Here is a 12,852-nt window from a genome sequence, read left to right as displayed (position 1 = left end):
TACCGGAGAGGTCCGTTGATGAATCTGAAGATCGACAGGGACGGCCGGGTGGTGGTCGTCAGACTGCACCGCCCCGCCGTGCTCAACGCGCTCAGCAACGAGCTGCTGAGTGAACTCCTCGACACCCTGCGGCCCATGGACCGCGATCCCGGTGTCGGCTGCTTCGTCGTGACGGGGTCGGAGAAGGTGTTCGCGGCGGGCGCCGACATCCGGGAGATGGCGGACCGGACGGCGGCGGAAATGGCTGCCGACGACTACTTCGCGGGCTGGGAGGAGTTCGCCGACTTCCGTACGCCGAAGGTCGCGGCGGTCAACGGCTATGCGCTGGGCGGTGGTTGTGAGCTGGCGATGATGTGCGACTTCGTCATCGCGGGGGAGTCCGCCGTCTTCGGACAGCCGGAGATCAAGCTGGGGGTGATTCCCGGCATCGGCGGCACGCAGCGGCTGACCCGTCTCGTGGGCAAGTCCAAGGCCATGGATCTCGTCCTCACCGGCCGCACGATGGACGCGGCGGAGGCCGAGCGTTCCGGCCTGGTGGCCAGGGTGGTCCCCGACGAGCAGGTGCTCGACGAGGCGCTGCGGGCGGCCACGGCCATCGCCTCGTACGGCCGGGCGGCGGTGACGGCGGCCCGCGAGACGGTCGAGCGTGCGCTGGAGACCGGCCTGCGGGACGGCATCCGCTTCGAGCGGCGGGTGTTCCACGCCCTGTTCGCGACCGACGACCAGAGCGAGGGGATGCGGGCGTTCCTGGAGAAGCGGCCTCCCCGGTTCAACGGCCAGTGACCCGCACGGCACAGGGGGCGGGTGCCGTGCCCCGCTCGGCCCCGGCACGCCGCAGGAGGCGACCGCGTCCTGGACGGGACGAGTATCCGAGGCGACGGGGGGCCGAGGCGCACGGTGAACACGTCCGGCGGGTCGCCGCCGACCGCGGAGTGCGGGTCGCCTCGGCGGCCTTCGCGGTCCCTCCGGTGACGGCTTCGGCCGCACGTCGGCCGCTTCGGCAGCTGGTCCGTCGAAGGGGCACTGATCGCCGGGGCGGGCACCGCTCCGGGCGGAGCCGCCGGAGTGGTCTTCGCCCCCCCCGTGACCTCGGTCCGGCACCTTTGAGCGGCTTGCGGGCAGTTCTTTGTCCTGGGCGTGGAGAAAGTTGTGCCGGATTCCTGCGCAACTTCTTCCCACTCCCGGCAGCCGCTGCTACGTTCCCCTCCAAAGAACCGCCGGAACAAGCCAGTTGAGGCGTGCGGCCCCGGCGGCAGAGGTAGGAGGGGGCACGTGAGGCGCATGACGGCTCGACCCGCGAACGCGCACCAGGCGCGACTGCTCCGCCTGCTGCGTGACGGCGGGCCCAATTCCCGGGCCCAGTTGGGGGATCAGGTCGATCTCTCGCGGTCCAAACTGGCCGTCGAGGTGGACCGGCTGCTGGAGACCGGACTCGTCGTCGCCGACGGGCTCGCGGCCTCGCGCGGCGGACGCCGCTCGCACAACATCCGGCTCGCGCCCGCCCTCAGGTTCCTCGGCATCGACATCGGTGCCACCTCCATCGACGTCGCCGTCACCAATGCCGAGCTGGAGATCCTGGGGCACCTCAATCACCCGATGGACGTACGGGAAGGGCCGGTCGCCGTATTCGAGCAGGCCCTCGCACTGGCCGCCAAGCTGCGGGCCACCGGGCTCGCCGACGGTGGTTTCGACGGAGCCGGAATCGGTGTTCCGGGACCCGTGCGCTTTCCCGAGGGCGTGCCCGTCGCGCCGCCGATCATGCCCGGCTGGGACGGCTTCCCGGTCCGGGAGGCGCTCAGCCAGGAACTCGGCTGCCCCGTCATGGTCGACAACGACGTGAACCTGATGGCGATGGGCGAACAGCACGCCGGGGTCGCCCGTTCCGTCGGTGACTTCCTGTGCGTCAAGATCGGTACGGGTATCGGCTGCGGCATCGTCGTCGGCGGCGAGGTCTACCGGGGCACGACCGGTAGCGCGGGCGACATCGGGCACATCCAGGTCGAGCCCGACGGCCGTCCCTGCGCCTGCGGCAACAAGGGCTGTCTGGAAGCCCACTTCAGCGGTGCCGCCCTGGCCCGCGACGCCGAGGCCGCGGCCCGGGCCGGTCAGTCGGAAGAGCTCGCGGCACGGCTCGACTCCGCCGGATCGCTCAACGCCGCCGATGTGGCGGCGGCAGCCGCCGCCGGGGACGCCACCGCGCTGGAACTGATCAGGGAAGGCGGCAACCGGGTCGGCCAGGTCATCGCCGGACTGGTCAGCTTCTTCAACCCGGGCCTGGTGGTGATCGGCGGCGGGGTGACCGGCCTCGGTCACAATCTGCTGGCGAGTGTGCGCACCCAGGTCTACCGCCAGTCACTGCCGCTGGCGACCGGCAATCTTCCCATCGTGCTCGGCGAGTTGGGGCCGGCCGCCGGAGTGATCGGCGCCGCCCGGCTCATCAGCGACCACGTGTTCTCCCCGGCCTGACCGCCGGTTCCGGCATCACCTGCACCCGTACCCGAAGCACCACCTGCACCCGTACCCGAAGCACCACCCGCACCCGCACCTGGCACAGCCCTGTCCGCTCACGGCCCTATCCGCCGAGGGGAACCGTCATGGCACCAGAGCACGCGGCACCACCCGCACCACCCCCGTCCGACTCCCCTCCCCCCGGCAGCACTTCCGCACCCCTCCTCACCATGTCCGGCATCACCAAGTCCTTCCCCGGCGTCCGGGCACTGGACGGAGTGGACCTCGAAGTCCTGGCAGGGGAGGTGCACTGCCTCCTCGGGCAGAACGGAGCCGGGAAGTCCACCCTCATCAAGGTGCTCGCCGGCGCCCACCAGCCCGACGGCGGACAGATCACCTGGTCGGGCGCGGCCGTCCAGCTCAAGTCCCCGATCGCCGCCATGCGGCTCGGCATCGCCACCATCTACCAGGAACTGGATCTGGTGGAAGGGCTGACCGTCGCCGAGAACGTCTTCCTCGGGCACGAGCCCACCACCGCCGGATTCGTCGTACGAGGAAGGGCCGCGCGCACCGAGGCCACCGCGCTGCTCGCGCGGCTCGGGCACCCCGAGATCGATGCGGGACGCCTGGTCGGTTCGCTCTCGGCCGCCCAGCAGCAGATCGTCTCGATGGCGCGTGCCCTCTCGCACGACGTACGGCTCATCGTCATGGACGAGCCGTCCGCCGCCCTCGACCCCGACGAGGTCGACAACCTCTTCCGGATCGTCGCCGCGCTGACCGCCGACGGGGTCGCCGTCGTCTACATCTCGCACCGCCTGGAGGAGATCCGGCGCATCGGCGACCGGGTCACCGTCCTCAAGGACGGGCGTGCCGTGGCCGTCGGGCTGCCCGCCCGGGACACCCCGACCCGCGACATCGTGGCGATGATGACCGGCCGGAACGTCGAGTACGTCTTTCCCGAGCAGCGGTTGCAGGACCGGGTGGGGGGCTCACCGGAGCCGGTGCTCAGGGTTCAAGGGCTCTGCCGGAAGGGGGAGTTCGAGCCGCTCGACCTCGAAGTGCGGCCCGGGGAGATCGTCGGGCTCGCCGGACTCGTGGGCTCGGGGAGGTCCGAGATCCTGGAGACGATCTACGGGGCGAGGAAGCCGTCCGCCGGGCAAGTGGCGTTGGGTGGACAGGAGTTGAGGGTCGGGAGCGTGCGGGCTGCCGTGCGGGCCGGCATCGGGCTCGCGCCGGAGGAGCGCAAGGCGCAAGGGCTGCTCATGCTCGAATCCGTCACCCGCAATGTGTCCGTCTCCTCGTTGTCGCGGTTCTCGCGCGGCGGCTGGGTCGATCGGCGCGCCGAGCGGCGCGAGGCCCAACTGGCCACGCGCGAACTGTCGTTGCGGCCGGACAATCCCGATGCCCGGATCCGCACCCTGTCCGGCGGCAACCAGCAGAAGGCCGTACTCGCCCGCTGGCTGCTGCGCGGCTGCCGCGTTCTGCTGCTCGACGAGCCCACCCGTGGCGTCGACGTCGGTGCCCGCGCCGAGCTGTACGCGGTGATCCGCCGCCTCGCCGACGAGGGACTGGCCGTGATCCTCGTGTCCAGCGAGGTCCCCGAAGTGCTGGGGCTCGCCGACCGGGTGCTGGTCCTCAGGGAAGGCCGGGTCGTGCACACGGCTCCCGCGCGCGAACTCGACGAGCACCGCGTGCTCGACCTCGTAATGGAAGGGAGCCCGGCCTCATGACACCGTCCGAGGCTACGTCGCAGGTGGATCTCAAGTCGCCCCAGGAGAAGGGGGATCGGAACCGGGTCGGGTCCGGGCTGCGGTTCGACGTCCGCAACCTGTCGCTGCTCGGCGTGCTGGCCGTACTGATCGCGGTCGGCGGCATCACCAAGCCCGACCAGTTCCTGGACACCGGGAACCTCCAGCTCGTCCTCACCCAGGCCTCGATCATCGGCGTCGTCACCGTCGGCATGACCTTCGTCATCACCAGCGGCGGCATCGACCTCTCGGTCGGCGCGATCGTGGCACTCGCCTCCGTCTGGGCGACCACCGTCGCCACCCAGGAGTACGGCTTCGCGGGCATCCTCTTCACCGCGGTACTCGTCGGCACGGCCTGCGGGTTCGTCAACGGACTGCTCATCGCGTACGGCAAGCTGGTGCCCTTCATCGCCACCCTCGCGATGCTGGCGTCCGCGCGCGGGCTGGCCCTCCAGATCACCGAGGGCCGCACCCAGATCGTCACCGTGGAATCGGTCCTCGACCTCGGCGTGCCCGACGCGTACGTTCTCGGCATCCCCCCGCTGGTGATCGTGTTCGCGCTGGTCACCGTACTGGGCTGGCTGATCCTCAACCGGACCACCTTCGGCCGCCGCACCCTCGCGGTCGGCGGCAACGCGGAAGCCGCCCGGCTGGCCGGCATCGACGTACGACGCCAGCGGCTCTACCTCTACCTGCTGTCCGGCCTGTGCTGCGGAATCGCCGCCTTCATGCTGGTCGTCCTCTCCGGCTCCGGCCAGAACACCAACGGCAACCTGTACGAGCTCGACGCCATCGCCGCCGCCATCATCGGCGGCACCCTCCTCACCGGCGGGCGCGGCACCGTCGTCGGCTCCGTGCTCGGAGTCCTTGTCTTCACCACGATCACCAACATCTTCGCCCTCAACAACCTCCAGAGCGACGTCCAGCAGATCGCGAAGGGCGCGATCATCGTGGCCGCCGTACTGGTCCAGCGACGCACCGCGCGCGACGACGTCACGTAGGGCAGTACCGGGCGGGTGGCGGGGGCGACCCGTTCGCCGCCCCCTCCCCCCTCCCTTCCTCCCGGCCTCGCCGCCATCGCCTCGTAACCCGCCCTCGTACCACTTCAGTTGACCGTTCGAGTCGAAGGGTTCCACCGTCATGCCACGAAACTCCGCAAGTCCGGGAACCAGCCGCAGAGGGATCCTCTTCGGTGGTGCCGCCGTCTCCGCGACCGCACTCCTCTCCGCCTGCACCAGCAACGAGCCGACGAAGAAGGACAACGCCCCGGCCACCGGCAACCAGCCCGCCGCCGACGACAAGCCCGGCAAGAAGGTCACCATCGGCTTCGCCGGGCCGCAGGCCGACCACGGCTGGCTCAACGCGATCAACGTGAACGCCCGCGACCGCGCCAAGAAGTACTCCGACGTCACCCTCGACATCACCGAGGGCTCCAACGACACCGCCGCCCAGATCGGCCAGATCCAGACCCTGATCAACAAGAAGGTCGACGTCCTGGTCATCCTGCCGACCGACGGCAAGGCCCTCACCGCGATCGGCCTCCAGGCCATGAAGGCGGGCATCCCCGTCGTCAACCTGGACCGGGTCTTCGCCGACCAGCAGGCGTACCGCTGCTGGATCGGCGGCGACAACTACGGCATGGGCCTCAACGCGGGCCGCTTCATCGGCGAGAAGCTCAAGGACAAGCCGAACGCCAAGGTCGTCGAACTCGCCGGGGTCGACAGCCTGGAACTCACCAAACTGCGCACCGAGGGCTTCGACGCCGCCCTCAAGAACTACCCGAACATCAAGAAGGTGGCCCGCCAGGCAGCCGACTTCACCGTCGAGTCGGGACAGGCCAAGATGGCTCAACTCCTGCAAGCGCAACCGCAGTTCGACGCCCTCTGGAACCACGACGACGACCAGGGCGTGGGCGCCCTGCGCGCCATCGCACAGGCCGGGCGCAAGGACTTCCTGATGGTCGGCGGCGCCGGTGCCAAGTCCGCGATGGACGCCATCAAGGCAGACACCGGAGTGCTCAAGGCGACCGTCCTCTACCCGCCGACGATGTCCGCGTCCGCCATCGACCTGGCCCGTGCGCTCGGCCAGGGCAAGGGCATCGGCGGCATGGCCGAGCTGGAGATTCCGGCCTCGATCACCCTCTACTCGGCCGTCGTCACCAAGGAGAACGTCGACGACTACCTGCCGCAGGCCTTCACCTGACCGCGCCGGGCGCCAGGTCGAACCGTACGAGAAGTACGGCCGTACGAGCAGCGAGGAGGACCCGGATGAACGGGAACGGGAACGGGACGGTCCGGACGGAAGTGGCGGCGGACGCGGCGGCGAACGCCGTGGCGGCGGACGCGGTGGCGGGGACGGGGGGAGCGGGCGCGGGCCCCCCGGCGCTCGGCATCGGCATGGTCGGCTACTCCTTCATGGGCGCCGCCCACTCCCAGGGCTGGCGCACCGTGGGCCGGGTCTTCGACCTGCCGGTGCGCCCGGTCCTCGCGGCGGTCTGCGGCCGCGACGGCGACGCCGTACGGGCCATGGCCGACCGGCACGGCTGGGCGGCGGCGGAGACCGACTGGCGGGAGCTGATCGCCCGGGACGACGTGCACGTCGTCGACATCTGCACCCCGGGCGACAGCCACGCCGAGATCGCGATCGCGGCACTGGCGGCCGGTAAGCACGTCCTGTGCGAAAAGCCCCTCGCGAACACCGTCGAGGAAGCGGAAGCGATGGTCGAGGCCGCCCAACAGGCAGCGGGAAGAGGTCAGTTGGCGATGGTCGGGTTCAACTACCGGCGGGTGCCCGCTCTCTCCTACGCCCGTACGCTGATCGCCGAGGGCAGGCTCGGCACGCTGCGGCACCTGCGCTTCGGGTACCTCCAGGACTGGCTGGTCGACCCGGAAGCCCCGCTGGGCTGGCGCCTCCAGCGAGACCGGGCGGGCTCCGGCGCGCTGGGCGACCTGGGGGCGCACATCGTGGACCTCGCGCAGTACCTGGCGGGGGAGCCGGTGGTCGGGGTGTCCGCGCTGACCGAGACCTTCGTACGGCTGCGGCCGGATCCGGAGGCCGCCGGGCGGGCGGGGGCGCCGGCCAGGGGCGAGGTGACCGTCGACGACGCGGCGCTGTTCACCGGGCGGATGGCCTCCGGCGCGCTCGCCTCCTTCGAGGCGACCCGGATGGCGGCCGGCCGCAAGAACTCGCTGCGGCTGGAGATCAACGGCGAGAAGGGCTCGCTCGCCTTCGACCTGGAACGCCTCAACGAGCTCTCCTTCCACGACCACACCGAGGCCGCCGACACGGCGGGCTTCCGCCGGATCCTGGTCACCGAGCCCGGCCATCCCTACCTCAGGGCCTGGTGGCCGCCCGGCCACGCGCTCGGCTACGAGCACACCTTCGTGCACCAGGCCCGGGACCTCCTCGTCGCCGTCGCGGACGGCACCGAACCCAGGCCTTCGTTCGCCGACGGGCTCCAGGTGCAGCGGGTGCTCGCGGCGGTGGAGGAGAGCGCGGAGAAGAGCGCCGTGTACACGCCCGTACTGCCAGTGCAGCCCGTACCGCCCGTGTCACCCGTACCACCCGTGTCGCCCGCGCCGCAGCAGTCCTAGGAGGAGATTCCCTTGCCACGCCCCTTCACCCTCTTCACCGGCCAGTGGGCGGACCTCCCGCTGGAACAAGTCTGTGCGTACGCCCGTGACTTCGGCTACGACGGACTCGAACTCGCCTGCTGGGGCGACCACTTCGAGGTCGACAAGGCACTCGCCGACCCCGGCTACCTGGACTCCCGGCACGCACTCCTCGACAAGTACGGCCTCAAGTGCTGGGCGATCTCCAACCACTTGGTCGGCCAGGCCGTCTGCGACAGCATCATCGACGAACGCCACCGCGCCATCCTGCCCGCCCGTATCTGGGGCGACGGGGAAGGGGAGGGGGTGCGCCGCAGGGCCGCCCTCGAAATGGCCGACACCGCCCGCGCGGCAGCGGCCTTCGGCGTCCGTACGGTCGTCGGCTTCACCGGCTCGTCGATCTGGCACCTGGTCGCGATGTTCCCGCCGGTGCCGCCCGGCATGATCGACCGGGGGTACGAGGACTTCGCGGAACGCTGGAACCCGATCCTGGACGTGTACGACGCGGAGGGCGTGCGGTTCGCCCACGAGGTGCACCCCAGCGAGATCGCGTACGACTACTGGTCCACCCACCGCACCCTGGAGGCGGTCGGCCACCGTCCCGCCTTCGGGCTGAACTTCGACCCCTCGCACTTCGTCTGGCAGGACCTCGACCCGGTCGGTTTCCTCTACGACTTCCGCGACCGGATCTACCACGTCGACTGCAAGGAGGCCCGTACGCGGCTCGACGGCCGCAACGGGCGACTGGGTTCCCATCTGCCCTGGGGCGACCCGCGCCGCGGCTGGGACTTCGTCTCCGCAGGTCACGGCAGTGTGCCGTGGGAGGACGTGTTCCGGATGCTGCGCTCGATCGAGTACGAGGGACCGGTCTCGGTGGAGTGGGAGGACGCCGGCATGGACCGGCTGGCCGGGGCGCCCGAGGCCCTCGCCCACCTCAAGCGGTTCGACTTCGAGCCGCCGACGGCCTCGTTCGACGCGGCCTTCGGCGGCGGAGACCAGGAGGGCGGCGAATAGGGGAGCGGAGCAGGGGGTGGGGGAGCGGGTCCGGCGCGGTGCCTGACCCACTTTGTCCACCCCCTGGGCAAAGCCGACTTCTTTGCCGCGCAAGCCCTTTCGGCCACGTACAAACACCGCTACCGTCCAAGACGTGTACATGACATAGGTGGCCCCGGAGTGACGGCGCACCCCGGTTCCACGGCACCAGCCCCGCAGGCAGGGGCAACCCGTCCGTTCCGCCCGGCCATTCCTTCCGGAGGACCCCGTGCACGGAAAGCGCCCGAGAACTCCCCACCTCACAGGAACCACCAGAGCCACAGGCACCACCAGAGCCAGGAGGGCACTGGCCCTCCTCACCGGCAGCCTCCTGGCCGCCACCTCCTTCGCCTTCACCGCCCCGCAGGCCGCGACCGCCCTCCCGCAGGCACCTGCGGCACCCGCCGACGAGGAGTTCCAGCAGGTCACCCTCGCCAAGGGCGCGGAGGAAATGGGCGAGCCCATGTCCCTCGCGGTGCTCCCGGACCGCTCGGTCCTGCACACCTCGCGCAGTGGCGACCTCCGGATGACCGACGCGGCGGGCAACACCCGGGTCGTGGGCAAGATCCCCGTCTACTCGCACGACGAGGAAGGCCTCCAGGGCATCGCCCTGGACCCCAAGTTCGCCGAGAACAGGGCCCTTTACCTCTACTACGCACCCCCGCTGGACACCCCGGCCGGTGACGCCCCCGAGAACGGCACCGCCGCCGACTTCGCGAAGTTCGACGGCGTGAACCGGCTCTCCCGCTTCGTGCTCAAGGCGGACGGCACCCTCGACAACGCCAGCGAGAAGAAGGTCCTCGACGTTCCCGCGACCCGCGGCATCTGTTGCCACGTCGGCGGCGACATCGACTTCGACGCGGCGGGGAACCTCTACCTCTCCACCGGCGACGACTCCAACCCCTTCGCCTCCGACGGCTTCACCCCGATCGACGACCGTCCGGGCCGCAACCCGGCGTTCGACGCCCGCCGCAGCTCCGGAAACACCAACGACCTGCGCGGCAAGATCCTCCGCATCAAGGTCAACGACGACGCGTCGTACACGGTCCCGGCCGGCAACCTCTTCGCCCCCGGCACCGCCAAGACCCGCCCCGAGATCTACGCGATGGGCTTCCGCAACCCCTTCCGCTTCAGCGTCGACAAGAAGACCGGCGTCCTGTACGTCGGCGACTACGGCCCCGACGCCGGTGCCGCAGACCCCAAGCGCGGCCCGGCCGGACAGGTCGAGTTCGCCCGCGTGACCAAGCCCGGCAACTTCGGCTGGCCGTTCTGCACCGGCAACAACCAGCCGTACGTCGACTACGACTTCGCCACCAAGACCTCCGGCGCCACCTTCGACTGCGCGGCCCCCAAGAACGACTCGCCGTACAACACGGGCCTGGTCGACCTGCCCCCGTCGCAGGCCGCCTGGATCCCGTACGACGGCGGCTCGGTGCCCGAGTTCGGCACCGGCTCCGAGTCACCGATGGGCGGCCCGGTCTACCGCTACGACGCGGCGAACCCCTCCCCGGTGAAGTTCCCCGAGGCGTACGACGGCGACTTCTTCGCCACCGAGTTCGGCCGCCGCTGGATCAAGCGGATCGAGATGGGCGAGGACGGCACCGTCCAGAAGATCAACCCGTTCCCGTGGACGGGCACCCAGGTCATGGACAGCGCCTTCGGCCCCGACGGCGCGCTGTACGTCCTCGACTACGGCACCGCCTGGTTCGGCGGCGACGAGAACTCCGGGCTCTACCGCATCGAGAACGCCACCGGCGGCCACTCCCCGTCGGCCACCGCCACCGCGAACAAGACCTCGGGGCAGGCCCCGCTCAAGGTCGCGTTCTCCTCGGCCGGCACCACCGACGCCGACGGCGACGCCCTCACCTACAGCTGGGACTTCGGCGACGGCACCGCCAAGTCGACGGAGCCCAACCCCACGCACACGTACAAGAAGAACGGCACCTACACGGCGACGGTGACGGCGAAGGACCCGAGCGGGCGGACCGGCTCGGCCAGCGCGCACGTCGTCGTCGGCAACACCGCACCCAAGGTGACCCTCGAACTCCCCGCGGAGGGAACGCTGTTCGACTTCGGTGACGAGATCCCCTTCAAGGTGAAGGTGACCGACCCGGAGGACCAGACCGGCGGCAAGCCGATCGACTGCGCCAAGGTCAAGGTCACCTACATCCTCGGCCACGACAGCCACGGCCACCCGATCACCTCCGCCAACGGCTGCTCCGGCACCATCAAGACCTCCTCCGACGGCGGCCACGACCCCAACGCCAACATCTTCGGGGTCTTCGACGCCGAGTACACCGACGGCGGGGGCGGCGGTCAGGCCGCGCTGACCAGCCACGACCAGGCCCAGCTGCAGCCCAGGCACCGACAGGCCGAGCACTTCAACAGCCAGTCCGGCACCAGGATCTACGAGAAGGCCGCCGCGCACGGCGGCAAGACCGTCGGCGACATCGAGAACAACGACTGGATCTCCTTCAAGCCCTACAACCTCACCGGCACCACCAAGCTCACCGCCCGGATCTCCTCCGGCGGCGCGGGCGGCTTCCTGGAGGTGCGCACCGGCTCGGCCAACGGACCGATCCTCGGCTCGGCACCCGTCCCGGTGACCGGCGGCTGGGAGGTCTTCCAGGACGTCGACGTACCGCTGCGCGCCGTACCGAAGAAGACCACCGAACTCTTCCTGGTCTTCAAGGGCGGGGCGGGCGCGCTCTACGACCTCGACGACTTCAAGCTCTCCAGCAGCGCACCCGACAAGACCGCCAAGCGCGTCCTGGTCTTCTCCAAGACGGGCGGCTTCCGGCACGACGCCATCCCCGCGGGCATCGCCGCGCTGAAGGAGCTGGGCAGGACCAGCAACCTCACCGTCGACGCCACCGAGGAAGCGGCCCAGTTCACCCCGAGCAACCTGGCCCGCTACGACGCGGTCGTCTTCCTCTCGACCACCGGCGAGGTGCTCAACGCCGACCAGCAGAAGGCGTTCGAGAACTACATCCGCACCGGCGGCGGCTACATGGGCGTCCACGCGGCGGCCGACACCGAGTACGACTGGCCCTTCTACGGCGGTCTCGTCGGCGCGTACTTCGACTCGCACCCGCAGATCCAGAAGGCCACGACCCGCGTCGAGGACGCCGAGCACCCGGCGACCGCGCACCTGGGCAAGTCCGTCGAGCGCACCGACGAGTGGTACAACTACCGCACCAACCCGCGAGGCAAGGCCCGTATCCTCGCCACCCTCGACGAGACCACGTACACCGGCGGCACCATGAAGGGCGACCACCCGATCGCCTGGTGCCAGACCTACGAGGGCGGCCGCTCCTTCTACACCGGCAGCGGCCACACCAAGGAGTCGTACGCCGAACCCGCCTTCCGTCAGCACCTGTTGGGCGGACTGCGCTACGCGGCCGGCCAGGTCAAGGCCGACTGCAAGCCGCAGACCGGCTACCGGCCGCTCTTCAACGGCGAGACCCTGGAGGGCTGGAAGCAGGCCGGACCCGGCAAGTTCACCGTCGCGGACGGCGAACTGCGCTCCGAGGGCGGCATGGGCCTCCTCTGGTACCAGGCCAAGGAACTCAAGTCGTACTCGCTCAAGATGGACTGGAAGATGACCGGAGACGACAACTCCGGTGTCTTCGTGGGCTTCCCGGCCTCCGACGACCCCTGGTCGGCCGTCAACAAGGGGTACGAGATCCAGATCGACGCGAGCGACGCACCCGACCGCACGACGGGATCGGTGTACTCCTTCAAGTCGGCGAACCTCAAGGAACGCGACCGGGTGCTGCGCCCGCCGGGCCAGTGGAACAGCTACGAGATCAAGGTCCAGGGCGAACGCCTGCAGATCTTCCTCAACGGCGCGAAGATCAACGACTTCACCAACACGGACCCGGCGCGCAGCCTGAAGGACGGCCACATCGGGCTGCAGAACCACGGAGCCGATGACCAGGTGTCCTTCCGGGACATTCAGCTGAAGGAACTGCCCTCCTAGAAAAGGTGGTTGAGGGGGCTCTTGTACCGGG

At 70.1% G+C, this 12,852-nt stretch carries 8 protein-coding genes; all 8 read left to right on the top strand.

Features of this window, described 5'->3' with window-relative positions; translation table 11 throughout:
* Positions 1–18: 18 nt before the first annotated feature.
* The 8 genes from ACZ5PB_RS01335 to ACZ5PB_RS01300 all read left to right on the top strand — a co-directional run bounded on the left by ACZ5PB_RS01335 (position 19) and on the right by ACZ5PB_RS01300 (position 12,821).
* The gene (locus ACZ5PB_RS01335; protein ID WP_468686739.1) at positions 19–783 is read left to right on the top strand and encodes an enoyl-CoA hydratase-related protein; all 765 of its coding nucleotides are present in this window, start codon (positions 19–21) and stop codon (positions 781–783) included.
* 498 nt (positions 784–1,281) lie between these two features.
* Entirely contained in the window at positions 1,282–2,466 is a 1,185-nt protein-coding gene (locus ACZ5PB_RS01330) for an ROK family transcriptional regulator (protein WP_468686738.1), read from the top strand.
* A 212-nt stretch (positions 2,467–2,678) separates the two neighbouring features.
* Positions 2,679–4,178: a sugar ABC transporter ATP-binding protein gene (locus ACZ5PB_RS01325; RefSeq protein WP_468688222.1), complete on the top strand. Its 1,500-nt coding sequence runs from the start codon at positions 2,679–2,681 to the stop codon at positions 4,176–4,178.
* The gene (locus ACZ5PB_RS01320; RefSeq protein WP_468686737.1) at positions 4,175–5,197 is read left to right on the top strand and encodes an ABC transporter permease; all 1,023 of its coding nucleotides are present in this window, start codon (positions 4,175–4,177) and stop codon (positions 5,195–5,197) included. Before ACZ5PB_RS01325 ends, ACZ5PB_RS01320 begins: the two co-directional genes overlap by 4 nt.
* 139 nt (positions 5,198–5,336) lie before the next feature.
* Positions 5,337–6,398 carry a substrate-binding domain-containing protein gene (locus tag ACZ5PB_RS01315; RefSeq protein ID WP_468686736.1) on the top strand — a complete coding sequence of 354 codons (1,062 nt, stop codon included), beginning with the start codon at positions 5,337–5,339 and terminating at the stop codon, positions 6,396–6,398.
* Positions 6,399–6,592: 194 nt separating this feature from the next.
* On the top strand, positions 6,593–7,789 hold the full coding sequence (locus ACZ5PB_RS01310) for a Gfo/Idh/MocA family protein (RefSeq protein ID WP_468688221.1): 1,197 nt from the start codon (positions 6,593–6,595) through the stop codon (positions 7,787–7,789).
* 12 nt (positions 7,790–7,801) lie between these two features.
* Positions 7,802–8,821, top strand: coding sequence for a sugar phosphate isomerase/epimerase family protein (locus ACZ5PB_RS01305; RefSeq protein WP_468686735.1), 1,020 nt, complete (start codon positions 7,802–7,804; stop codon positions 8,819–8,821).
* A gap of 247 nt (positions 8,822–9,068) precedes the next feature.
* The gene (locus tag ACZ5PB_RS01300; RefSeq protein ID WP_468686734.1) at positions 9,069–12,821 is read left to right on the top strand and encodes a ThuA domain-containing protein; all 3,753 of its coding nucleotides are present in this window, start codon (positions 9,069–9,071) and stop codon (positions 12,819–12,821) included.
* The last annotated feature ends 31 nt before the right edge of the window (positions 12,822–12,852 follow it).

Source organism: Streptomyces sp. NPDC032721, from assembly GCF_055579625.1.
This window is presented reverse-complemented; position numbering and strand designations above follow the sequence as displayed.

Bases quoted from the DNA above. Each gene is read 5' to 3' on its own strand.
- ACZ5PB_RS01330 (WP_468686738.1), top strand. From the start codon at position 1,282: ATGACGGCTCGACCCGCGAACGCGCACCAGGCGCGACTGCTCCGCCTG.
- ACZ5PB_RS01320 (WP_468686737.1), top strand. From the start codon at position 4,175: ATGACACCGTCCGAGGCTACGTCGCAGGTGGATCTCAAGTCGCCCCAG.
- ACZ5PB_RS01310 (WP_468688221.1), top strand. From the start codon at position 6,593: ATGGTCGGCTACTCCTTCATGGGCGCCGCCCACTCCCAGGGCTGGCGC.
- ACZ5PB_RS01325 (WP_468688222.1), top strand. From the start codon at position 2,679: ATGTCCGGCATCACCAAGTCCTTCCCCGGCGTCCGGGCACTGGACGGA.
- ACZ5PB_RS01335 (WP_468686739.1), top strand. From the start codon at position 19: ATGAATCTGAAGATCGACAGGGACGGCCGGGTGGTGGTCGTCAGACTG.
- ACZ5PB_RS01315 (WP_468686736.1), top strand. From the start codon at position 5,337: ATGCCACGAAACTCCGCAAGTCCGGGAACCAGCCGCAGAGGGATCCTC.